The sequence below is a fragment of the Anoxybacillus sp. LAT27 genome (genome assembly GCF_022030075.1).
In the GTDB taxonomy this organism is placed as follows: domain Bacteria; phylum Bacillota; class Bacilli; order Bacillales; family Anoxybacillaceae; genus Anoxybacillus; species Anoxybacillus kestanbolensis.
Window position 1 is genome coordinate 1 of record NZ_JAIWYK010000063.1, and the last position, 22,154, is coordinate 22,154.

Here is a 22,154-nt window from a genome sequence, read left to right on the forward strand (position 1 = left end):
AAAAAGAAAAGAAGAAAAAATTCACGAGGAAAGTGAACTTTTTCTTGACTCCCCACTTTTTCAACACTTTGTAAAAGAACGAGGGATCCCCTCGTTCTTTTATTTTTCCGCTAATTCAATTAATAAATCGCCCGTTTGGATGGCGTCGCCGCCTTGGACGTAAATGTCTTTTACAACACCTGAAAACGGTGCTTGAACGGTCGTTTCCATTTTCATCGCTTCGGTAATCATTAAATGGTCGCCTTTTTTCACTTTTTCCCCTTTTTCAACGAGAACTTTTACAACCGTCCCTGGCATCGTTGCAGCAATATGGTTCGGATTGTTACGATCCGCTTTTACACGCGAAACGACAGTTGTCTTAATGCTTTCATCTTTCACGACGATTTCGCGCGGCTGGCCGTTTAGTTCGAAATAAACGACTCGCGTTCCGTCCGCTTGCGGCTGACCGATCGCAACAAGCTTGACGATTAACGTTTTTCCTTTTTCAATTTCAATTTCAATTTCTTCACCGAGACGCATCCCGTATAAAAATGTTGGTGTATCTAGCACACATACGTCACCAAACTGTTCGACGGTGTGGGCATATTCCACAAACACTTTCGGATAGAGCGCATAAGCTAACACGTCGTAGTCGGTCACTTCACGTTGAACGATATGATATAACTCTTCGCGCAACTTCTCAAAGTCGACCGGCTCTAACAGTTCGCCCGGACGAACGGTAATCGGGTCACGCCCTTTTAAAATAATGCGCTGCAACGTTTCTGGAAATCCGCCATGCGGCTGACCGAGATAGCCTTCAAATAATTCGACAACCGAATCCGGGAAGTCAAGCGTGTCCCCGCGTTCGTAAATGTCTTGTTCGGTTAAATTGTTTTGCACCATATATAGCGCCATATCACCGACAACTTTCGATGACGGTGTCACTTTGACAATATCGCCAAATAAATCGTTGACACGGCGATACATTTCTTTTACTTCGTCCCAACGATCTCCTAAACCGACAGCTTTCGCTTGTTGTTGAAGGTTGCTATATTGTCCGCCCGGCATTTCGTGCATATATACTTCCGTATGCGGTGCGTTCATGCCACTTTCAAAGTCAGCATAATATTGGCGCACATCTTCCCAATAGCGCGACAGTTTTTCAAGCGATGCGATATCGACTTCCGGGGCACGTTCCGTTCCTTCTAGCGCATAATAAAGCGTGTTGGCGCTCGGTTGGGACGTTAAACCAGCCATCGAGCTAACCGCAACGTCTACAATATCTACTCCTGCCTCGATCGCTTTGGCATATGTGTAAATGCCGTTTCCACTCGTGTCGTGCGTATGCAAATGAATCGGAATATCGACGACTTCTTTTAAAGCGGAAATGAACGTATACGCCGCTTGCGGCTTTAACAGCCCTGCCATGTCTTTAATCGCTAAAATGTGCGCACCTGCTTGTTCAAGCTCTTTTGCTAAGTTTTTGTAGTAGTCGAGATTATATTTCGTGCGCGTCGGATCGAAAATATCGCCTGTATAGCAAATGGCTGCCTCCGCCACTTTTCCAGATTGACGCACCGCATCGATGGCAACCGTCATCCCTTTCACCCAGTTTAAACTGTCGAAAATGCGGAATACGTCAATGCCTACTTCGGCTGATTTCGCAACAAACTCACGAATGACGTTATCTGGATAGTTTTTATACCCAACAGCATTGGAAGCGCGAAGCAACATTTGAAACAGAACGTTCGGAATTTTTTCACGCAATTGAATGAGGCGCTCCCACGGGTCTTCTTTTAAAAAGCGATATGCGACATCAAACGTCGCCCCGCCCCACATTTCCATCGAAAATAGCTGCGGCCATAAACGCGCCGTCGGCTCAGCGATGCGCAACAAGTCGTTTGTGCGCACGCGCGTCGCTAAAAGCGATTGATGGGCATCACGAAACGTCGTATCCGTAAGCAATACACGGTTTTGTTGTTTAATCCATTGAACGAGTCCGTCGGCTCCCTGTTCATCTAAAATGTGTTTCGTTCCTTTTGGCATCGGTTCAATATGGTTCACTTTCGGAATGCGCGGCGGGTCAAAGACCGGCTTTTTCTTTTTTCCGATGCCCGGAAATCCGTTTACGGTCACCGTTCCGATATACGATAACAATTTCGTACCACGGTCTTTTCGTTTTGGGAAAATAAACAGCTCTGGCGTCGTATCAATAAACGATGTATCATATTCCCCTGTTAAAAATTTTGGATGTTGCACGACGTTTTCTAAAAACGGGATGTTCGTTTTAATGCCGCGAATACGAAACTCACGCAAGTTGCGTAGCATTTTCGCCGCCGCTTGTTCAAACGTTAACGCCCACGTCGTCACTTTCACTAATAGCGAATCGTAATACGGGGTAATGACTGCTCCTTGGAAGCTATTTCCGGTATCTAAGCGAACACCGAAACCACCACCTGAGCGATACGCCATAATTTTCCCTGTATCTGGCATAAAGTTATTTAGCGGATCTTCTGTTGTGACACGTGACTGAATTGCATATCCGTGAACATGAATGTCTTCTTGCTTCGGAATGCCGACCTTTTCGCTATGTAGCGCATACCCTTCCGCAATTAAAATTTGCGACTGAACGATATCGATACCGGTAATCATTTCGGTAATCGTATGTTCAACTTGAATGCGTGGGTTGACTTCAATAAAGTAAAATTCATCGCCAGAAACGAGAAATTCGACCGTTCCTGCATTCACGTATTGCACGTTTTTCATAAGTTTGACTGCCGCTTCACAAATTTCTTCGCGAAGCTCCTTAGAGAGCGACACGCTTGGCGCAACTTCCACGACTTTTTGATGACGGCGCTGAACGGAACAGTCGCGATCGTATAAATGAACGATGTTGCCGTATGCATCGCCTAAAATTTGCACTTCAATATGTTTTGGATTTTCAATTAATTTTTCGACATACACGTCGTCGCTACCAAATGCGGCTTTCGCTTCCGATTTAGCGCGCTCATACGCTTCTTTTACTTCCGCTTGCGAGCGAACGATGCGCATGCCGCGACCACCACCGCCTAACGCCGCTTTAATGATCATCGGATAACCGTACGTCTCACCGAAGCGCACGACATCCTCCAAGCTTTGCACCGGGCCATCGCTTCCCGGAATGACCGGAATGCCCGCTTGTTTCGCTTGGTGGCGCGCTTTTACTTTATCGCCAAACATATTTAAATGCTCTTTTCGCGGTCCGATAAAAATGATTCCTTCTTCTTCGCATCGTTTCGCAAACTCGATGTTTTCCGATAAAAATCCGTATCCCGGATGAATTGCGTCAACATCGTGCATTTTTGCAATTTCGATAATGCCTTCGATATCTAAATACGCTTCAATCGGCTTTTTTCCTTCCCCAACTAAATACGCTTCATCCGCTTTATAACGATGGTACGATCCAGCATCTTCGCGCGAGTAGATGGCAACGGTGCGAATGCCAAGCTCGTTGCACGCACGAAAGACGCGAATCGCAATTTCACCGCGGTTAGCGACAAGTATTTTTTCAATACGCCTCATGTGCAATCCTCCCCCTATTCTTTATATAAAAACTATAACGAATTTTCTGTATTTGTAAATAGGATTACGAAAAAGAAACGTGATTTTTTTGAATATTGTTTTGTTTTTCTGTTTTATATTTTTCGTAGTTTGCGACAGCAGAAATGTTGGCAAGCACTCCCACAGACATCATAAGTAAAACGAGCGAAGAACCGCCGTAGCTCACAAATGGGAGCGTGACCCCTGTAATTGGAATAATACCCGTTAACCCTCCAAGGTTGACGAACGCTTGAAAGCCAATCATCGTTGCGATGCCAATGGCTAATAAACTGCCAAATGCATCGTGACATTTTCTCGCAATAACAAAACCACGCAAGACGATAAACGACAATAAAAGAAGGACGAACGAAACACCAAATAACCCAAGCTCTTCCGCGATGACCGCCATAATGAAGTCGGTGTGTGCCTCTGGTAAATAGCCGTACTTTTGAATGCTTTGTCCAAGTCCAAGCCCTTTTAATCCTCCATTTCCGATCGCAATGTACGAGTTGGTCAGTTGGTATCCTTCATCATCTGCATACTTAAACGGATGTAAAAAGCCGTCGATGCGTGATAGTCGCTCTTTTGTAAATACTCGATCGTATATAAACGGACCAGAAATGAGTGCAACGAGTCCAACGATCAAACTGAACAATAAAAACTGTTTCATTAACAGGCGTTTGCTTGCCGCAGAAGAAAAGATGATCGCCACGCAAATGACTCCGATAATCACCATCGTTCCAACGTCCGGCTGTAAAAAAATAAGCAAGCAAATAAACAGCATGTAATAAATCGGAAAAAGCACCTCTTGCGGCGATGTTTGTAGCTTTTTTTGTTTGTTTGCAAGCACCCCGCTTAAATATACAATTAATCCAATTTTTGCAAACTCTGCGGGCTGAACGTTAACCGGACCGAGTTTAATCCAACTTGTCGCATTGTTCACTGTATGTCCAAGTAAAAGAACGTAAATGAGCGGCAAAGGCATAACGAAAAAAATGAATTGCAAAAACTTTTTGCGCGCATAATGTTTATACGGAACAAATGCAGTCAATAAAAAAACGACGACACCAATCATCCACGCCCATGTTTGTTTTTTGAAAAAATAATCGCTCGTTGTATGAAAGCGGACGACTGCAGTAATCATGCTCGCGCTATATACCATGACAAGCCCGAACAACGATAATAACAGCACCGAGATGATTAATGGATAATCATGATATTTCAAAAACGTTTTCAAGCGCATCTGCTCCATCTTCCTTTTCTCTTTCTTACTTGCATTGTACTACAAAACAGAAAAAACCCAAACGAAATTCGTTTGAGTTTTTGTCATTTTTTCTTCTTTTTCGTGCACGCTTCATGCAATGCCGAAAGCTCCCGCTCAAGTCGGTCTAAAATCGCCTTCCCATCTTTTTCATCGACAAGCCCTAAGCGGACCGCAAAGTCAATTTCACGGGATAGCCCGAACATTTGCGTATCTAGCACTTCTTCATATAACGGACATTGCGGCATCGTTAAATGATCCATTTGCACTTGAATCAGCTTCACAATTTTCTCCGCATCCGCTTGCAATAACGAATAGGCTCTTTCTCGAAAGTTTATCGCCACTTCAGGCGTCACGTTGACCCCTCCGTTCCGTACGTTCCTGTTTTTTCATCTTATCGTGAATACGAGAAAAATGCAAGCATCACGCCTCGGACGATTCGTTTTACAAATAAGCGCTTCCATCATATAATGGAAACGAGATAGGGGGAATAAAAATGATCATGATCATCAAAGGGAACGTTAAGTTTACGATTACACTCGACCCGAGCGTGTGGATTTTTGACGATCGCAAAGTAGATGTACATACTTATTTTACATGCCATCCAGAAATAGAACAACGAGAAGACAGCGACGACATTCAAAAAATTTCAGCATATTGGGATCGCGAAATTCAAGAAGGAGCTGTGTCCCCTCCAACGTTGCAAACAGAAAAACAATTTGAAAAAGAAAAAATATTAACAGGCACGTTCGGCATGCCGTTCGCCCCGTTTTTGCGCAACGCGGAACCGAACGACGATGCAACACGTGTCACTATCGTCACAGAAAACGGTGATACGACGATCCCACTTACGGAAGCATATGAGCTGTTATTATGTTTTGCAAAAGAAGGCAAACCACTCAAAGAAGATGGACCTGTCCATATTTATTTCGGCGACGGCTCTAATCGCGACAATCCGATCACACACGTGCGGGCGTTTATCGTCGAGTGAAAAGAGGCGCTTCGCCTCTTTTCTTATAAAAGATCGGCTGCAAGCTGCGCCAGCGACGAGCGCTCCCCTTTAATTAACCGCACGTGCCCGGCGACTTTTTGGTCTTTAAACTTTTCGACGACGTATGTGAGTCCGTTATTATATTCATCTAAATACGGATGATCAATTTGGGCAGGATCACCCATTAATACAATTTTACTTCGTTCCCCGACGCGCGTTAAAATTGTTTTCACTTCATGTTTCGTTAAGTTTTGTGCCTCATCAATAATAATAAACTGCTCTGGAATGCTTCTGCCGCGTATATACGTAAGCGCCTCGACTTCAATCGACCCCATGCCCGATAAAATCGCATCAAGCTCACTCGGCTTTTTCGTATCAAATAAAAAATGTAAGTTATCAAAAATCGGTTGCATCCACGGGCGTAATTTCTCTTGTTTTTCCCCCGGCAAATAGCCGATATCTTTTCCAACCGGTACAATCGGGCGGGCGACAAGCAGCTTTTTATATAGCCGTAAATCTTCCGTCTGCATCAATCCTGCCGCTAACGCCAGCAACGTCTTTCCTGTTCCTGCTTTTCCGATGAGCGTCACGAGCGGAATGTCGGTGCGAAGCAACAGTTCACATGCCATCGTTTGTTGCACGTTGCGCGGACGAATGCCCCAAATGTGATCGTAATGAAAGATGAGTTTGCGTACTTTTTTCCCGGTATGATCAACCATCCCAAGCGCTGATGACGAACCGCCAAGCGCATCTTTCATAATAATAAACTGATTCGGATAAAACGGGTGGTTTGTAATTTCTGACAGCACAAGCTCACCTTTTTCATAAAAGCGCGCCAAATGTTCTGGACTTATGTACAAATCTAAAAAGCCGGTGTAAATATGGTCAATTTCCACGACGCGGTCGCTTAAAAAATCTTCCGCCTCAAGCCCAATCGCATCAGCTTTGACGCGCACGAGCGCATCTTTGCTCACTAAAATGACCGGACGTCCATTTTCTTTCGTTTGTTCTTCCAACGATAAATTTTTCGCCACAGCTAAAATGCGATTATCATTCGTTTTTTCTACAAAAATTTCTTGGAGCTGCTGAAAGGAGCGATGGTTTAATTCAATGCGCAACACCCCACCGTTATCAAGCGGGATTTTTTCATGCAATTTTCCGTTTTTCCTTAAGTTATCAATAATTTTCGACACTTGTCGAGCGTTTCTCCCTACTTCGTCCATATATCGCTTTTTTGAGTCCACTTCTTCTAACACGACAGCCGGGATGACAACTTCATTATCTTGAAAGGAAAAAATGGAATACGGGTCTTGTAACAATACGTTTGTATCTAATACGTATATTTTTTTGCTCACGCTTTTTCCCCCTTGACAACCGTCGTTGGACGGGATTGTTGTTCATATATATGAACGGGCGTATAAAGATAGAAGAAGTTTTGCAAAATAAAGTTAAAGACGAAAAGGGGTGGAACGATTGAAATATATCATCATCTTCATGTTGCTTTTTATAAGCGCCTGCGGACAACAAACACAGCCGAACGATCGCGATTCGCTCATTCATGTGAAAAATACGACAAATGAAAAAATCGTCAATAAATCAGGACAACAAATTGCCCGTCATCTCGCTCATCTTGCGAGCAGCGTGCCGAATGTCAACGATGCGACCGTATTAGTTGTCGGGAAATATGCGTTAGTCGGCATCGACGTCAACGCTAAACTCGATCCGTCACGGGTGGGGACGGTGAAATATTCCGTCGTGGAGAGCTTACAAAAAGATCCGTACGGGGCGAATGCGATCGTCATCGCTGATGCGGATTTGAATACGAGGTTAAAAGCCATTCAAAAACAAGTGGAGAAAGGAAAGCCAATTCAAGGATTTATGGATGAACTCGCCGCCATCGTTGGACGGGTCATGCCTGAAATTCCGAGCGACTTTCTTCAAACGAAAAATCCGCGCTCAACACGACAAAACGACAAGCAGCTAAACGATGGTGAACAACAGCAACTCGAAAACGAACAACAAAAACAATCAAACGACCATATGAAATAAGCCGAGCGTATTGCTCGGCTTATGCTTGTTTTAATGCGCTCATCACTTGTTGATCAAGTTTCGCTGCAGCTTGTGCATCGTACGTTTTTTCGTATTTCGGTTCGACGGAAATTTTTGCTCCGTAAAACATGACATCGCGCACTTCTTCAATATCGACTTGAACCGCGGCAAGCTTCAACGGAACGTTTTCTAATTTTTCAACTTTCACGTGCGCTTTTCCGCTAATGGAGTAAGTCGATTCGTTGGCAATTAAAACGATCGAAATCGCTGGATTCGCTTTCACGTTCGCAACGATGCGGGAACGTTGATCGACCGCAAAATATACTTTGTCAGGGGCAGGCGCATACACCCATGAAATCGCACTTGCATTTGGTGCACCTGTTTCGTGGTCAATCGTACATACAATGACATAGCGTTCTTTTTGTAACGCTTGGAACAACGGTTCAATTAATGTTGGCTCTACCGCATTTGGCATATGTATCCCTCCTTATTTTTATCATACCTTTTTTTCACACACTTTCAAATGATATGATATACTAATTTTTAAAAAACATGTGAGGTTTGACGATGAGAGTACGATGCATTCTTTGTGAAAAAATAGATACGTTAAACGATGAAACGTTGCTTGCAAAACGATTGCGCAATCGCCCGATTCATACGTATATGTGTGAAACGTGCCATGAGCGCATTGCGCAAAAAACAAAAGAACGGCTTGCAACGGGCAAATTTCGCTTTTTCCGCACGAGCAAACATGAAACAGAATGGTAAGAAAAGCGCCCTGCACGAAGCGTGGGCGCTTATTCGTAATTGACATATTTTTCAGGTTCGCGATTGATTTGATCGAGCATCGTTTCGACGAGCTCGGCTGGAAAGCGAAACGTGCGTGATTCGTTGTTTACAGTGAACGCGACCGTATATACGTCATCTTCTTTTGTATATGTGATTTCCTCAATCGCATGATCTTCACGCAACAAATCAGAAAAAAATTGTTCCGTCTCTTGTGCTGCCGTATCATCTGGGCGCGCCTGCGCAACCACTTTAATTGTCAGCCAATTGTATACCGCATCTTGTAATTTCACGCATTTTCCCCCTCGCGACGAAGACGCCATTTATAAATGATTAATACGACGGCAGCGACAAGCAATCCTTCCGCCACAGGTAAAAAGACAGCAAAAAACGTTAAAATCGTACAGCCGAGCACAAGTAGCGTATAAATGACGACGTTTTTTAACATCGGTAATTTACGCGCAAAGCCGAGACGATACACAATGATCGCTAACACGACGATCGTCGCGTACAACAACCACATCCCTGTTATCGGCTGTTCGTGCACGTTGTATAGCGAAGCGAAAAATGACAGGCGACCGATCACATCCATGACGACTTCCCCCTATTTCTTTTGCTCAGCGAGTTTTTTCTTTTTCGCAATTTTTTCGCGTTCGTTTTTATCTAATATTTTTTTGCGCAAGCGAATCGATTGTGGCGTCACTTCGCAATATTCGTCGTCGTTTAAATATTCGAGCGCTTCTTCTAACGTCATGAGACGCGGTTTTTTCATCGTCACCGTTTGTTCTTTTGTCGATGAGCGAACGTTTGTCACATGTTTCATTTTGCATACGTTCACGACTAAATCGTTGTCGCGGCTATGTTCGCCAACGATCATCCCTTCATACACTTCCGTTCCCGGCTCGATGAAAATAACGCCGCGATCTTCGACTTGCATAATGCCATAAGCCGTCGCTTTTCCTGTCTCCATCGAAATGAGTACCCCTTGATGTCTGCCGCCAATTTGCCCTTGGATGACAGGTTGATAGCTGTCGAACGAATGGTTTAAAATACCGTATCCGCGCGTAAGCGACATAAATTCCGTCCGATAGCCGATTAATCCGCGCGCAGGCACGAGGAAAATAAGGCGCACTTGCCCGTTTCCGTTATTGATCATATCGATCATTTCTCCTTTGCGCGCCCCAAGCGACTCCATAATCGCCCCTGTATATTCTTCTGGAATGTCAATTTGTACACGCTCAACTGGCTCGCACATGACGCCATCGATTTCTTTCATAATGACTTCTGGCTTTGATACTTGCAGTTCAAAACCTTCACGGCGCATATTTTCAATTAAAATCGATAAATGAAGCTCCCCACGACCTGACACGATCCATGCATCTGGCGAATCGGTCGGCTCAACGCGAAGCGACACGTCTGTTTCTAACTGTAAACGAAGACGTTCTTCAATTTTTCTTGCGGTCACATGTTTTCCTTCTCGTCCTGCAAACGGGCTATTGTTCACAAGAAACGTCATTTGTAACGTCGGTTCGTCAATGCGAAGCGGAGGCAATGCTTCTTGCGCGTCAAGCGGACATACTGTTTCACCTACGTTAATATCTTCCATGCCGGAAACAGCCACTAAATCGCCCGCTTTCGCTTCTTCAATTTCGATGCGTTTTAATCCGAGGAAGCCAAACAGTTTTGTGACGCGAAACGTTTTCACAGAGCCGTCTAGCTTCATAAGGGCGACTTGTTGTCCCACTTGCATGCGCCCGCGGAAAATACGGCCGATTCCAATGCGACCGACGTAATCGTTATAGTCGAGAAGGGCGACTTGAAATTGAAGCGGCTCATCGCTATTGTCGATTGGAGCCGGAATATGCTCAATAATCGTTTCAAATAGCGCCGTCATGTCGGCGTCTTGTTTGTCTGCATCTAAACTTGCCGTTCCGTTAATCGCTGAAGCGTACACGACCGGAAACTCAAGCTGGTCTTCTGATGCCCCGAGCTCAATGAATAAATCGATCACTTCATCGACGACTTCGTGTGGGCGCGCAAATTCGCGGTCAATTTTATTAACGACAACAATCGGCGTTAAGTTTTGTTCTAACGCTTTTTTTAACACGAAGCGCGTTTGTGGCATACATCCTTCGTATGCATCGACGACGAGCAACACCCCATCAACGAGCCGCATAATGCGTTCGACTTCTCCACCGAAGTCGGCATGTCCCGGCGTATCTAAAATGTTAATGCGCGTGCCTTTGTATTGAATGGCTGTATTTTTTGCTAAAATCGTAATGCCTCGTTCACGCTCTAAATCGTTGCGGTCAAGCGCCCGTTCTTCCACTTGTTCGTTCGCCCGAAACGTGCCGGATTGGCGAAGCAATTGGTCGACTAACGTCGTTTTTCCGTGGTCAACGTGCGCAATAATCGCGATGTTGCGAATATCGTTTCTCAATGGTTTCAACTCCTATTTTTCAACATTGCGCGTCTATTATAGCACAAACATAGTAGAAAAGCGGAATGTTTTGTTGTAATCTAAAGGAAAGAGGAGGAAAACATATGAATAAATTTCAACCGCTTTTTTTTATGATCGCGCTGCTAGCGACAGCGATGATGATCGGCATCGGCATTGCGATCGCTTATCGACATGTGCCAGCGATCGTCGGTTCGCTTATTGCCTTTTTTGGCGTGATGGGGCTTGGGTTTTCACTAAAAAAAAGAAAAAGCGCTAACGAGCGATAGTTAGCGCTTGATCATCGTAAGTATTTCTTCATGCAATCCCGGTTTTGAAACAAACACCGAGCTTTTTTCAATCATATTGAGCGGCTCACCGTACAAATTTGTCACCACGCCGCCTACTTCTTCAACAATAACCATCCCACCAGCAATATCCCACGGCGACAACCGAAGCGTAATGTACGCATCCAGTTTACCTGATGCGATGTACGCCATCTCAAGTGCCGCAGAACCGTATGAACGCGTGCCGCGCGCTTTTTTCACAAGCGGGGCTAGCACATGTGGATCGATGCGGCGGTTTTCTGTCACCCACGTTGCATTTAGCGAAATGATTGAACGTTCAAGCGTCGTGTTCTCAAGCGGTGGAAGCGGCGTGCCGTTTAAAAACGCCCCTTTTCCTTTTTGGGCGTAATATAGCTCGTCAAACGCCACATCGTATATGTAGCCAAGCATGCCGACACCGTCTTGAAATACCCCGACAGAAATCGCAAAATGGCGCTGTTGATGAATAAAATTCATCGTTCCGTCAATCGGGTCGATAATCCAAACGATACCATCTAGCGCTTCAAGCGTATCGCCGAGCCCTTCTTCTCCTAAAATGCGATGCGTCGGATACGTTTGGCGAATGCGTTCAATAAAAAATTGTTCAATTTCGCGATCGACGTTTGTTACTAAATCGGACGGGCTTGATTTCGTTTCGATTTTTAGTTTCGTTTGAAACGCATCGCGTATGCGTTCCCCTGCTTCGCGAATCCAATGCTGCATATGTTGATCAATTTCGTTCCACATAAAAAACCTCCTGCATATATTTATGTAGAAAAGGCGGCGTTTGCCGCCTTTCAGTTCGACAGACGAATAAGTTCTTGGCGCAGTCTTTCGAGTTTTCGTTTACATTCATTTTTTTTCGCTTCATTATTTTCTAACATCGCTTCATAAAGGGTGGCTAGTTCATAATCAACTTCGAGCTTTAATACTTTTATTCGGCGTTCTCCATCCATTTTTTTAAATCCATCGGCTGTTTTTCTCACATTTGTGCACCCCTTCCGCTCTTGTTTTTTCTGAAAATTCTTTTTTATATACTATGTAGCGAAAGGGGGATATGCAACTTTACATTTTCACAATCTCTCCGTTGGACAACTCTTTTCCTTTTTTAACTGTTTGGTAAGAGGAATAGCCGCTTACTTTTTCAAATTCATCGCATAGTTTTCGCTCTTCCGCTTTGCTTGGAACGATTTGTTTAAAGCGGCGATATAAGTTCATGAGTTGCTCTCGCTCAATCCCTTGTTCGTACGCTTGTTCAACACCTTCGTAAAATTTAATAACGTCGATGATTTCTTCGGTTGACCAACTGTAATCAATTGGATAAGCATATTTCATGATGTTCACGAAACTTACGCAAGGAAGCCCCTGCCTTTAGGCACGGGGAGGAATTGCACCTTACGCAATGTTCATTCCCTCCCTTCGATATGTGTATCCGTCGAATCGCTGAATGACTTGGACATATCTATAATTTATTCCTTGTGCGATACGTTTACCGTCCTTACCTTTAATATCGAAACTTCCAGTCTTTCTGCATGATACTTCGCCAAACCAAACGCCTTGATATTTCCCTCTTGGGATAACAGCCTTAACCATGTCCCCTGTTTGGAAGCCAAAGAAGAACTTTTGTCTTGCCAAAAATCCTCTTGGAAAGCCATACTTATCAAGATTTGTGCGAGAGCGACTTCCGCGTCCTTTTGCCTTGATAAATAATGCTTCTTTTGTTTTGAAATGCAATTGGAGTGGCGTGCTTTCGCCTACACAACAAGCGTCAAAATAGTGTGTTTTCGGCAAGTCTAAACGAATACGATTCATTTTCGTTCGTGCGCCTGTTCCACACTCTACTTCGCATCCGCTTTGTTTTAACACTTCATACACTTTCCATCGAGTGGCATTCACTACACTTGCGTCTTTTAGCGTTTTTTTGACCATTTTTTGAATATGTGGATACCCGAATTCTTCTGCGGTTTGACTTCCTTTTCTTTGGTTGCAATCTCGACACGCAAGGCAGAGGTTATCTATTCTGTCTGTTCCACCTCTCGATTTTGGAATGATATGCTCCACTTCAAGTGGAACATTTTCTTTTCCGCAATAACAACACTTCCGCCCAAACTTTTCAAGCAAGTATTCTCTTACTTCGTATCCTTGAAGCGTGCCTTGTTGATACTCAATGCCGCTGATTTCAGGATTTCGCATGAGTTGCGTGTCGAATTTGGTATTTTCGTATGATATATACCCAATGGGGCATAACTTCTTTAGGCGGTTAACCCATGTTTGGATATTTTGCACGCGACTCTCTAGTGATGGCGGCAACCACCCGTCTTTTCTCCTACGATTAAGAAAACGTGGTTTTCTGTATCGAGTTTTTCGATTTCGTCTTGCTCGACGGAAAGCGCGCCTTTTATCCATTCTTTCCTTGATGTCTGTGCGATGGTCAAGTTGCCCTAACCATACCACTTCTTGTCCTCGCAAAATCGCAAGTCCTGTGTGTTTGCTTCCGTGATCGATTTTGAGCCGATACGGTGTTTTCGGTCGAAAATTATCGACAATTTCTTTTAAAATAATCGTAAATGGATAGCGTTTGTAGATCGCTGCCTTCCCTTGTTTCAACAGCTTTCTCGCAACTGCTTCGTGACAAGGAGCAAGCGGACACTTATTTGTGTCTAACACAAAAACCATAGGGTATTCCCCTTTCCTCTGCATAAAGCAGGTAATATTCTCCTCGACCATGTTATAGATGCTTGTTATGTGCAAGACACTAGCGCCACCCACCACGCTTGTTTAATCTTGCACGACAGGGGGTAGGGCTGGAGAAGCACCCCACCGTGTCATGACATCTATAACGTAGGCTCTGTTTCAAACCTTGGTCTGGTCAACATGGGGCTTACAAGCCCACGACTTTAGTCGTTGGGTTGTTGACCTTTCTTTGTTTGCTGTTTCGTTTTAGTTTGCCCAACGTGCGCGAATTTGTTCCGCCTCGTTGATCATGCGCGCAAAAAGTTCGCTAACGGTCGGTACATCGCGAATGAGCCCGATCACTTGTCCCGCCCATGCAAATCCTTCTTCTGTATGACCGTCGTAAATAAATCGTTTGTTCGCTTTTCCGCTAATGTACTCTTTTAGTTGTTCGTATCCTTTTCCTTCTTGTTCAAACTGTAAAATTTTTTCCGTCCATTCGTTTAACAAAGCGCGCGCAGGGGCACCGAGCGATCGTTTAATGACAACAGTGTCGCTTTCTGTGCGTTCCACGAGCATTTGTTTATACACAGGATGGGCATGAATGCATTCTTTTGTCGCAATAAAGCGCGTGCCCATTTCAATGCCTTCCGCTCCAAGCGCAAGGGCAGCCATCAGTCCGCGCCCGTCGCCAATGCCGCCTGACGCGATGACAGGAATCGATACGGAATCGACGACGCGCGGCACTAGGACGAACGTTCCGATATCGTGTTTGCCGAGATGTCCGCCTCCTTCTTGACCGACAACCATAACCGCATCTGCGCCGAGCTCCTCTGCTTTCACTGCTTGGCGCACCGCCGCCACGAGCACAAGCTTTTTCACAGATACGCCTTTTAACTGTTCAAAAATAGGCGCTGGATTTCCGCCCGTCATCGAAATGACCGGCACGTTTTCTTCAATCGCTACTTCAAGCATGTGCGCAAACGGACGCCCATGTTGTCCAATCGCAAAATTAACCCCAAACGGTTTGTCCGTTTTTTCGCGCACTTTTTTAATTTCTTCTCGCAACTCATCAGGTGTCTCAAGCGACATCGCTGTAATTTGCCCTAGTCCCCCAGCATTCGAAACCGCCGCCGCTAAATCGGCATATGCTAAATACGCTAAACCTCCTTGAATAATCGGATAACGAATACCTAACAACTCCGTTACTCTCGTTTTCCAATTCACAACCCATTCCCCCTTTACTTTTTATTATTCTTCACTTATAAAGAAAAGTCCTTCACAAACAATAAATGAAGAAATATGCAATCGTTTTGATTTTTAAGCAAAAAAACCATCTTTGCAAACGTATAAAGAAGTGCTATAATTCACTTTGTTTTATGTAAATCCAAGTTAAAGAGGTGTACAGCGAAATTGTCACAGTATGAAACACCGTTATTTACCGGACTGTTAGAGCATATAAAGAAAAATCCGATTCAATTTCATATTCCTGGCCATAAAAAAGGAGCAGGCATGGACGAGCAGTTTCGCTCCTTTATTGGAGAAAATGCGTTAGCGATCGATTTAATTAATATCGGTCCGCTTGATGATTTACATCAGCCAAAAGGAATGATTAAACGCGCGCAAGAACTTGCGGCGGAAGCGTTCGGGGCGGACTATACGTTTTTTTCTGTGCAAGGGACGAGCGGCGCGATTATGACGATGGTCATGTCTGTCGCAGGACCGGGCGATAAAATTATCGTTCCGCGCAACGTGCATAAATCCGTTATGTCTGCCATCGTCTTTTCAGGAGCGACACCGATTTTCGTCCATCCTGAAATTGATAAAGAGCTCGGCATTTCGCACGGCATTACACCAGAAGCGGTAGAAGCGGCATTAAAGCAACATCCCGACGCCAAAGGGGTGCTCGTCATTAACCCGACATACTTTGGCATTGCTGGCGACTTAAAGCGCATCGTTGACATTGCGCACGCATACGGCGTTCCTGTTCTTGTGGACGAGGCGCACGGTGTGCACATTCACTTTCATGAAGATTTGCCGCTATCAGCGATGCAAGCAGGGGCAGATATGGCAGCGACGAGCGTGCATAAACTAGGCGGGTCGATGACGCAAAGCTCCATTTTAAACGTGAAAGAAGGGCTTGTGTCACCGAAGCGCGTGCAAGCGATTTTAAGCATGTTAACGACGACATCAACATCTTACTTATTGCTCGCTTCGCTCGATGTGGCGCGCAAACGGCTTGCGACAGAAGGACATGAGCTTGCGGAACAAGCGATTCGCCTGGCAAATGAAACGCGGAAGCAAATTAACGATATCGACTATTTATATTGCGTCGGAAAAGAAATTCTCGGGACAGAAGCAACGTTTGATTACGATCCGACAAAGCTCATTATTTCAGTCAAAGAGCTTGGACTCACTGGCTACGACGTGGAAAAATGGCTGCGTGAACGCTACAATATTGAAGTCGAATTGTCGGATTTATATAACATTTTATGTATTATTACACCGGGCGATACGGAGCAGGAAACGAACGTATTAGTTGATGCGCTTCGTCATTTATCGAATGAATTTCGCCATCAAGCGGAAGTCGGGAAAAAAGCGGAAGTGATTTTACCAGATATTCCTGTGCTTGCGCTCACCCCGCGCGATGCGTTTTATGCAGAAACGGAAGTCGTGCCGTTTGATGAATCGGCAGGGCGCATTATTGCTGAGTTTGTCATGGTTTATCCACCTGGCATTCCAATTTTTATTCCAGGTGAAATTATTACGGAAGAAAATTTAAATTACATTCGCAAAAATATCGAAGTCGGCCTGCCGGTGCAAGGCCCGGAAGACGATACGTTGCGAACGTTGCGCGTCATTAAAGAACATCAGAAATGAAAAAAGCGGAGCTCGTGTGGAGTTCCGCTTTTTTCATCAATAAAAAGAGACCGGCTATGCCGATCCCTTCCCTCTATATATGTCTCCTCATCCCCCAAAAGCTCGTTCCGTTCTATATGTTATTCCTCGTCTTCACAATCGCATGTGCAACATTGACCGTACAATACCGTTACTTTTTCATCTTCAAAATGATCGATTGTCGCATTGCATGTTTGGCATACAATTGTACCCATCCCCGATAACCCCTTTTCCTTTGAAATGTTTGAAAACGTTTTACTGATTTCATAATAATATGTCATATTTGTTTTGTCAATAGGAATTAGTATGACATATTTAAACAAAAAAAGAGACGTACTTCACGCCTCTTACTCATATTGTTCAGCATAAGGTGTCGTTGGTAAAATGTCTGAGAAAAATTCCGCTAAATCTTCAGCTTGTTCTTTCGTGTCGATGCGGAACGTACGTTGTAAATAGTCGTGGTCTTCGATGTCTTTCGGGTCGAGGAGAGCGGAGCGGCCTGTTTGCATACAGATGACAAGTGGTTTGCCAAAAAACATATTCGTATAAACGATGCCAAAATCGTAACGGACGTCTTTTGTCGTAAAGCCGACAAACCTCACTTTCACTTTTTCATGCTCATCATACAATTTTTCAAACATATCATTCCCTCCTTCTAATAGGTTAACATTCATTATACCGCATCGTTTATATTTTCGCAATTATTTGTTTTTTTATATATATCCATGATACAATGAAAGTGATTTCAACATGTTTGAGGTGAAAAAAATGGCTCATACAGCTACGATTGAACTTGTCCCTGCATCAACGTGGGAGACGGTGACGTTAGAACAATGCAAACAACTGCTCGAACAATTTCGCGACATCGCGCGCAAAACGGGCGAACAGCTCGCTTGGGACTACGCGGAATCCGCTTTCCCGTATGACATCGTCATGAAAGAAGACCGCATTGTATTAGTTGGAAAAAATGACCGCTATCATATGATTGAATGTCGCGTGCATGAGCGTGCGGTCGAGTTTGTCTTGCCAAAACAAGCGACGCATGGCGATAAAGGAAAAGCGAATGAACTATGTAAATTTTTCGCTAAACGAATGGCAGGGAAACTGCATTTATTTAACGGGCGAGTGATGTATTATTACAAACGATAATCCCAAAAAAGCTGACGACAAACGAAATAGACGGCAATCGTTAATAAGGTTGTCCAACATGCGCGCTTTTTCGTTAAACGAAACCGAAGCGCAAGCAAAAAAGCAACATACATAAACATGACAAACAACAACGCTTTAAAAATAAAATGATCGTGGGCCGATCTCCATTCAACAAGTGAAAATAAGCTCCAAATGAGTAATTGAAGTAAAAAGACGATATACATGTTCATACACCCCTTACAAACATCATATGATCGTAAGGAAAAAATCATGAAAAAAGAGGACGGCTAAGCCATCCTCTTTTATTTATTAATAATATGAATTGGGCTACCGAGCGCCACTTCTGCCGCTTCCATTGTAATTTCTCCAAGCGTTGGATGCGCGTGAATCGTCATGGCGATATCTTCAGCTGTCATGCCTGCTTCGATCGCTAAGCCAAGCTCTGCGATCATATCCGATGCGTTCGGACCGACGATTTGTGCACCGATAATGACGCCATCGTCTTTCGTTAAGACGAGCTTTAAGAAGCCGTCTGCTTCGTTTAACGCAAGGGCACGGCCGTTTGCACCGAACGGGAATTTTGCGGTAATGACGTCAATGCCTTCTTCGATCGCTTGTTTTTCAAAGTAACCGACAGACGCGCATTCAGGGTCAGAGAAGACGACAGCCGGAATCGCTAAGTAGTCAATTTCAGACGGATGGCCAGCGATCGCTTCCGCCGCAATTTTCCCTTCGTATGATGCTTTATGCGCAAGCGGTGGACCTGCCACGATGTCACCGATCGCGTAAATGTTCGGTACGCTCGTGCGGCATTGTTTGTCGATTTCAATTAATCCGCGTTCTGTCATCTTAATGCCGATTTGTTCAAGTCCCATTTCTTCTGTGTTCGGACGGCGACCGACTGTGACAAGCACGTATTCCGCGTCAATCGTTTTCGTTTCGCCGTTTACTTCAAATGTTACCGTTACGCCGTCTTCACGCTCTTCGACACCTTTCGCAAGCGCGTTTGTAAAGACGTCTACTCCTTTTTTCTTTAAGCGGCGACGAACGACGGCACTCATTTGTTTTTCGAAGCCAGATAAAATTTCATCTGCACCTTCTAAAATCGTGATTTTCGTTCCGAAGTTTGCGTATGCTGTGCCTAATTCTGTACCGATGTACCCGCCGCCGATGACGACCATCGATTTTGGAATGTCAGGTAAGTTTAATGCACCAGTTGAATCAAGCACGCGCTTTGAAAATTTAAACGTTGGCAACTCGATTGGGCGAGAACCTGTTGCGATAATGGCGTTTTTAAATTTGTACGTTTGCGCGCTATTTTCTGTCATGACGCGAACGGTATTTTCGTCCACGAAATACGCTTCGCCGCGCACAATGTCGACTTTATTTCCTTTTAATAAACTTTCTACGCCACCCGTTAATTTTTTCACGACGCCAGCTTTCCATTCTTGCACTTTTGAAAAGTCGACTTTTACGTTTTCTGCAAAAATACCCATATCTTGTGAATGTGTTGCAATTTCGTAACGATGACCGGCAGAGATGAGCGCTTTCGATGGAATACATCCAACGTTTAAGCACACTCCACCAAGGTTTCCTTTTTCAACGATCGTTACTTTTTGGCCGAGTTGCGCCGCACGAATCGCTGCGACGTAACCGCCGGGACCTGCACCAACGACGAGAGTTTCTGTTTCAATTGCGAAATCGCCTACTACCATCGCATTACGCCTCCATTAATAATAATTCAGGATCGTTTAATAAACGTTTAATGTGATTTAACGCATTTTGTGCAGTTGCACCGTCGATCATGCGGTGGTCGAAGCTTAATGACAACGCTAATACTGGAGCGATAACAATTTCACCATCGCGCACGATCGGTTTTTCTGAAATGCGGCCGATACCTAAAATCGCTACTTCTGGATGGTTAATAACTGGTGTAAACCATTGACCGCCTGCTGAACCGATGTTTGTAATTGTGCATGTTGCACCTTTCATTTCGTTTGGCATTAATTTGCCTTCGCGCGCTTTTGTCGCAAGCTCGTTAATTTCTTTTGCGATCGCAAAAATCGATTTGCGGTCGGCATGTTTCACAACCGGAACGAGCAAGCCTTTATCTGTGTCCGCTGCAATTCCGATGTTGTAGTAATGTTTATGAACGATTTCTTCTGTTGCATCGTCAATGGATGTGTTAAGCGCTGGATATTCGCGAAGCGCAGACGTTAACGCTTTAACGACATATGGTAAGAACGTTAACTTAATGCCTTTTTGCGCTGCCACGTCTTTAAATTTCTTCCGATGCGCAACAAGTTTTGTCACATCGACTTCGTCCATTAATGTAACGTGTGGTGCGGTATGTTTCGAGTTCACCATCGCTTTGGCGATCGCGCGACGAATACCGCTCATTTTCTCGCGTGTTTCTGGGAACTCGCCTTCAAGAACAACTGGTTGTGGTGCTGGTGCCGCTTTTTGTTCTTGTGCTGGCGCAACTGTTTCTGCTTGTGGTGCTTTCGTTTCTGGTTGTGGCGCTGCACCGCCTGCTAAGTACGCATCGATATCTTGTTTTAATACGCGACCGTTTTTGCCTGTTCCTTGTACGAGGCGAATGTCAACACCTTTTTCACGTGCATATTTACGCACAGATGGCATCGCGATGACGCGTTTTTTCGGTTGCGCTTGAGCTGGTTGCTCTTGTTTCACTTCTTCTTTCTTTTCTTCTACTTTTGGCTCATCGCCATGATCGCCTTTAAATTTTAAGTTTTCGTATCCTGGCGCATCAAATTTAATTAACGTTTGACCGACCGTCGCAACTGTTCCTTCGCTCACTAAAATTTCTAATACTTTCCCTTTAACTGGAGATGGAATTTCGACAACTGCTTTATCGTTTTGCACTTCGCAAAGCACGTCGTCTTCGTTTACTTCATCGCCCGGCTTTACAAACCATTTGACAATTTCACCTTCGTGAATCCCTTCACCGATGTCCGGTAATTTAAATTCAAATGCCATGGATTTCAACCTCCTATTTCTTAAATGGGGAGGGGAACGCCCCCTCCATTAAAACGTCATTACTTTTTTCACCGTTTCAATCACATCTTTAAAGTTTGGCAACCAGACTGGCTCTGCTTGCGAGAACGGATATACTGTATCTGGTGCCGCAACGCGCAACACTGGCGCTTCAAGGCTAAGGATCGCGCGCTCATTAATTTCTGCTACAACGTTTGCCGCAATACCTGCTTGTTTTTGTGCTTCTTGTACAACGACAGCACGACCTGTTTTTTCAACAGATGCGATAATCGTTTCAATGTCTAGCGGTTGAACGGTGCGCAAGTCAATAACTTCAACAGAGATGCCTTCTTTTTCAAGTTCTGCTGCCGCTTTTAACGACTCATGTACCATCGCACCGTATGTGATGACAGATACGTCTGTTCCTTCACGTTTAATGTCTGCTTTTCCGATTGGAATTGTATATTCGCCTTCTGGTACTTCTTGACGGAACGAACGGTACAATTTCATATGCTCTAAGAAAATGACAGGGTCGTTGTCGCGAATCGCTGAAATGAGTAAGCCTTTCGCATCGTATGGTGTCGATGGGATGACAACTTTTAATCCTGGTTGTTGTGCGACAAGCCCTTCTAAGCTATCAGCATGCAATTCTGGCGTATGTACGCCACCACCGAATGGCGAGCGAACCGTAATTGGCGCATGGAAGCGGCCGCCAGAACGATAGCGCATGCGCGCCATTTGACCAGAAATGGAATCCATCACTTCATAGACGAATCCGAAAAATTGAATTTCAGGCACAGGGCGGAATCCTTGCAACGCTAAACCGATCGCTAAACCGCCAATTCCTGATTCTGCAAGCGGTGTGTCGAATACGCGATCTTCGCCAAACTCCGCTTGCAATCCTTCTGTCGCGCGGAATACCCCGCCGTTTACACCGACGTCTTCACCGAACACAAGAACGTTCGGGTCTTTGCGCATTTCTACGCGCAACGCATCCGTGATTGCTTGAATCATTGTCATTTGCGCCAT

General features: G+C 44.6%; 25 protein-coding genes. 6 read left to right on the forward strand and 19 right to left on the reverse strand.

Translation table 11 applies throughout. From position 1 onward, the window contains the following. Positions 1 to 99 precede the first annotated feature (99 nt). From pyc to LD028_RS03990, 3 genes are all read right to left on the reverse strand, one after another. Positions 100 to 3,540 (reverse strand): pyruvate carboxylase, encoded by a 3,441-nt coding sequence (pyc, locus tag LD028_RS03980; RefSeq protein WP_237811005.1) that lies wholly within the window; start codon positions 3,538 to 3,540, stop codon positions 100 to 102. A 64-nt stretch (positions 3,541 to 3,604) separates the two neighbouring features. Further along, the gene (gene ftsW, locus LD028_RS03985) at positions 3,605 to 4,810 is read right to left on the reverse strand and encodes a putative lipid II flippase FtsW (RefSeq protein ID WP_077429526.1); all 1,206 of its coding nucleotides are present in this window, start codon (positions 4,808 to 4,810) and stop codon (positions 3,605 to 3,607) included. Positions 4,811 to 4,884: 74 nt separating this feature from the next. Next, complete coding sequence (locus tag LD028_RS03990; protein WP_004891276.1) at positions 4,885 to 5,175, reverse strand: Fpa/YlaN family protein; 291 nt, start codon at positions 5,173 to 5,175, stop codon at positions 4,885 to 4,887. Between the two features lie 140 nt (positions 5,176 to 5,315). Between LD028_RS03990 and LD028_RS03995 the strand changes: the two genes are divergently transcribed. After that, a complete protein-coding gene (locus LD028_RS03995) occupies positions 5,316 to 5,810 on the forward strand; it encodes a molybdopterin-binding protein (RefSeq protein ID WP_237811006.1) in 495 nt (164 codons plus the stop codon). Between the two features lie 23 nt (positions 5,811 to 5,833). Here the strand turns inward: LD028_RS03995 and LD028_RS04000 are convergent, their stop codons facing one another. Next, entirely contained in the window at positions 5,834 to 7,165 is a 1,332-nt protein-coding gene (locus LD028_RS04000; protein ID WP_237811007.1) for a PhoH family protein, read from the reverse strand. 109 nt (positions 7,166 to 7,274) lie between these two features. Between LD028_RS04000 and LD028_RS04005 the strand changes: the two genes are divergently transcribed. Further along, on the forward strand, positions 7,275 to 7,859 hold the full coding sequence (locus LD028_RS04005; RefSeq protein ID WP_237811008.1) for a YhcN/YlaJ family sporulation lipoprotein: 585 nt from the start codon (positions 7,275 to 7,277) through the stop codon (positions 7,857 to 7,859). Between the two features lie 19 nt (positions 7,860 to 7,878). On the opposite strand, the gene LD028_RS04010 is transcribed toward LD028_RS04005, so the two are convergent. Next, on the reverse strand, positions 7,879 to 8,334 hold the full coding sequence (locus tag LD028_RS04010; RefSeq protein WP_171699736.1) for a pyridoxamine 5'-phosphate oxidase family protein: 456 nt from the start codon (positions 8,332 to 8,334) through the stop codon (positions 7,879 to 7,881). Positions 8,335 to 8,426: 92 nt separating this feature from the next. Between LD028_RS04010 and LD028_RS04015 the strand changes: the two genes are divergently transcribed. Further along, positions 8,427 to 8,627, forward strand: coding sequence for a YlaI family protein (locus LD028_RS04015; protein ID WP_004891284.1), 201 nt, complete (start codon positions 8,427 to 8,429; stop codon positions 8,625 to 8,627). Positions 8,628 to 8,656: 29 nt separating this feature from the next. On the opposite strand, the gene LD028_RS04020 is transcribed toward LD028_RS04015, so the two are convergent. Genes LD028_RS04020 through typA form a run of 3 tightly spaced genes read right to left on the reverse strand, consistent with a single transcriptional unit; the run spans position 8,657 to position 11,085 of the window. Further along, positions 8,657 to 8,938 carry a hypothetical protein gene (locus LD028_RS04020; protein ID WP_237811009.1) on the reverse strand — a complete coding sequence of 94 codons (282 nt, stop codon included), beginning with the start codon at positions 8,936 to 8,938 and terminating at the stop codon, positions 8,657 to 8,659. Then, positions 8,935 to 9,237: a YlaH-like family protein gene (locus tag LD028_RS04025; protein WP_006321349.1), complete on the reverse strand. Its 303-nt coding sequence runs from the start codon at positions 9,235 to 9,237 to the stop codon at positions 8,935 to 8,937. Before LD028_RS04025 ends, LD028_RS04020 begins: the two co-directional genes overlap by 4 nt. 12 nt (positions 9,238 to 9,249) lie before the next feature. Continuing rightward, a complete protein-coding gene (gene typA / locus LD028_RS04030) occupies positions 9,250 to 11,085 on the reverse strand; it encodes a translational GTPase TypA (RefSeq protein WP_006321348.1) in 1,836 nt (611 codons plus the stop codon). Positions 11,086 to 11,189: 104 nt separating this feature from the next. On the opposite strand from typA, the gene LD028_RS04035 reads away from it, so the two are divergent. Then, entirely contained in the window at positions 11,190 to 11,372 is a 183-nt protein-coding gene (locus LD028_RS04035) for a DUF5325 family protein (RefSeq protein WP_237811010.1), read from the forward strand. On the opposite strand, the gene LD028_RS04040 is transcribed toward LD028_RS04035, so the two are convergent. The 5 genes from LD028_RS04040 to LD028_RS04060 all read right to left on the reverse strand — a co-directional run bounded on the left by LD028_RS04040 (position 11,373) and on the right by LD028_RS04060 (position 15,308). Continuing rightward, positions 11,373 to 12,155 (reverse strand): inositol monophosphatase family protein, encoded by a 783-nt coding sequence (locus LD028_RS04040; protein WP_237811011.1) that lies wholly within the window; start codon positions 12,153 to 12,155, stop codon positions 11,373 to 11,375. Positions 12,156 to 12,205: 50 nt separating this feature from the next. Continuing rightward, the gene (locus tag LD028_RS04045; protein WP_006321341.1) at positions 12,206 to 12,394 is read right to left on the reverse strand and encodes a hypothetical protein; all 189 of its coding nucleotides are present in this window, start codon (positions 12,392 to 12,394) and stop codon (positions 12,206 to 12,208) included. Between the two features lie 79 nt (positions 12,395 to 12,473). Next, the gene (locus LD028_RS04050; RefSeq protein ID WP_237811076.1) at positions 12,474 to 12,743 is read right to left on the reverse strand and encodes a UPF0223 family protein; all 270 of its coding nucleotides are present in this window, start codon (positions 12,741 to 12,743) and stop codon (positions 12,474 to 12,476) included. A 60-nt stretch (positions 12,744 to 12,803) separates the two neighbouring features. Further along, complete coding sequence (gene iscB / locus LD028_RS04055) at positions 12,804 to 14,084, reverse strand: RNA-guided endonuclease IscB (RefSeq protein ID WP_006321333.1); 1,281 nt, start codon at positions 14,082 to 14,084, stop codon at positions 12,804 to 12,806. Positions 14,085 to 14,348: 264 nt separating this feature from the next. Then, positions 14,349 to 15,308 (reverse strand): NAD(P)H-dependent flavin oxidoreductase, encoded by a 960-nt coding sequence (locus tag LD028_RS04060; RefSeq protein WP_237811012.1) that lies wholly within the window; start codon positions 15,306 to 15,308, stop codon positions 14,349 to 14,351. 186 nt (positions 15,309 to 15,494) lie between these two features. Here LD028_RS04060 and LD028_RS04065 point away from each other — a divergent pair, with 186 nt between their 5' ends. Then, a complete protein-coding gene (locus LD028_RS04065) occupies positions 15,495 to 16,961 on the forward strand; it encodes an aminotransferase class I/II-fold pyridoxal phosphate-dependent enzyme (protein WP_237811013.1) in 1,467 nt (488 codons plus the stop codon). A 119-nt stretch (positions 16,962 to 17,080) separates the two neighbouring features. Here LD028_RS04065 and LD028_RS04070 read toward each other — a convergent pair whose 3' ends face one another. Together LD028_RS04070 and LD028_RS04075 are read right to left on the reverse strand one after the other, a co-directional pair. Beyond that, positions 17,081 to 17,194: a GapA-binding peptide SR1P gene (locus LD028_RS04070; RefSeq protein ID WP_003395198.1), complete on the reverse strand. Its 114-nt coding sequence runs from the start codon at positions 17,192 to 17,194 to the stop codon at positions 17,081 to 17,083. A gap of 132 nt (positions 17,195 to 17,326) precedes the next feature. Next, complete coding sequence (locus tag LD028_RS04075) at positions 17,327 to 17,620, reverse strand: DUF3055 domain-containing protein (protein WP_055440226.1); 294 nt, start codon at positions 17,618 to 17,620, stop codon at positions 17,327 to 17,329. 127 nt (positions 17,621 to 17,747) lie between these two features. Between LD028_RS04075 and LD028_RS04080 the strand changes: the two genes are divergently transcribed. Further along, on the forward strand, positions 17,748 to 18,128 hold the full coding sequence (locus LD028_RS04080) for a DUF1885 family protein (protein WP_237811015.1): 381 nt from the start codon (positions 17,748 to 17,750) through the stop codon (positions 18,126 to 18,128). On the opposite strand, the gene LD028_RS04085 is transcribed toward LD028_RS04080, so the two are convergent. From LD028_RS04085 to LD028_RS04100, 4 genes are all read right to left on the reverse strand, one after another. Then, positions 18,116 to 18,352 carry a hypothetical protein gene (locus tag LD028_RS04085; RefSeq protein WP_041638619.1) on the reverse strand — a complete coding sequence of 79 codons (237 nt, stop codon included), beginning with the start codon at positions 18,350 to 18,352 and terminating at the stop codon, positions 18,116 to 18,118. The genes LD028_RS04080 and LD028_RS04085 overlap by 13 nt on opposite strands. Before the next feature lie 78 nt (positions 18,353 to 18,430). Next, on the reverse strand, positions 18,431 to 19,843 hold the full coding sequence (gene lpdA, locus LD028_RS04090; RefSeq protein WP_237811017.1) for a dihydrolipoyl dehydrogenase: 1,413 nt from the start codon (positions 19,841 to 19,843) through the stop codon (positions 18,431 to 18,433). Between the two features lie 4 nt (positions 19,844 to 19,847). Continuing rightward, positions 19,848 to 21,128 carry a dihydrolipoamide acetyltransferase family protein gene (locus LD028_RS04095; RefSeq protein ID WP_237811018.1) on the reverse strand — a complete coding sequence of 427 codons (1,281 nt, stop codon included), beginning with the start codon at positions 21,126 to 21,128 and terminating at the stop codon, positions 19,848 to 19,850. A gap of 48 nt (positions 21,129 to 21,176) precedes the next feature. After that, positions 21,177 to 22,154 (reverse strand): alpha-ketoacid dehydrogenase subunit beta, encoded by a 978-nt coding sequence (locus tag LD028_RS04100; RefSeq protein ID WP_004891307.1) that lies wholly within the window; start codon positions 22,152 to 22,154, stop codon positions 21,177 to 21,179.

Coding starts and splice junctions, on each gene's coding strand:
- LD028_RS04040 (WP_237811011.1), bottom strand. CDS start 12,155: ATGTGGAACGAAATTGATCAACATATGCAGCATTGGATTCGCGAAGCA.
- iscB (WP_006321333.1), bottom strand. CDS start 14,084: ATGGTTTTTGTGTTAGACACAAATAAGTGTCCGCTTGCTCCTTGTCAC.
- LD028_RS04035 (WP_237811010.1), top strand. CDS start 11,190: ATGAATAAATTTCAACCGCTTTTTTTTATGATCGCGCTGCTAGCGACA.
- LD028_RS04010 (WP_171699736.1), bottom strand. CDS start 8,334: ATGCCAAATGCGGTAGAGCCAACATTAATTGAACCGTTGTTCCAAGCG.
- lpdA (WP_237811017.1), bottom strand. CDS start 19,843: ATGGTAGTAGGCGATTTCGCAATTGAAACAGAAACTCTCGTCGTTGGT.
- LD028_RS04015 (WP_004891284.1), top strand. CDS start 8,427: ATGAGAGTACGATGCATTCTTTGTGAAAAAATAGATACGTTAAACGAT.
- pyc (WP_237811005.1), bottom strand. CDS start 3,540: ATGAGGCGTATTGAAAAAATACTTGTCGCTAACCGCGGTGAAATTGCG.
- ftsW (WP_077429526.1), bottom strand. CDS start 4,810: ATGGAGCAGATGCGCTTGAAAACGTTTTTGAAATATCATGATTATCCA.
- LD028_RS04095 (WP_237811018.1), bottom strand. CDS start 21,128: ATGGCATTTGAATTTAAATTACCGGACATCGGTGAAGGGATTCACGAA.
- LD028_RS04085 (WP_041638619.1), bottom strand. CDS start 18,352: ATGTATATCGTCTTTTTACTTCAATTACTCATTTGGAGCTTATTTTCA.
- LD028_RS04080 (WP_237811015.1), top strand. CDS start 17,748: ATGGCTCATACAGCTACGATTGAACTTGTCCCTGCATCAACGTGGGAG.
- LD028_RS04070 (WP_003395198.1), bottom strand. CDS start 17,194: ATGGGTACAATTGTATGCCAAACATGCAATGCGACAATCGATCATTTT.
- LD028_RS03995 (WP_237811006.1), top strand. CDS start 5,316: ATGATCATGATCATCAAAGGGAACGTTAAGTTTACGATTACACTCGAC.
- LD028_RS04075 (WP_055440226.1), bottom strand. CDS start 17,620: ATGTTTGAAAAATTGTATGATGAGCATGAAAAAGTGAAAGTGAGGTTT.
- LD028_RS04025 (WP_006321349.1), bottom strand. CDS start 9,237: ATGGATGTGATCGGTCGCCTGTCATTTTTCGCTTCGCTATACAACGTG.
- LD028_RS04050 (WP_237811076.1), bottom strand. CDS start 12,743: ATGAAATATGCTTATCCAATTGATTACAGTTGGTCAACCGAAGAAATC.
- LD028_RS04100 (WP_004891307.1), bottom strand. CDS start 22,154: ATGGCGCAAATGACAATGATTCAAGCAATCACGGATGCGTTGCGCGTA.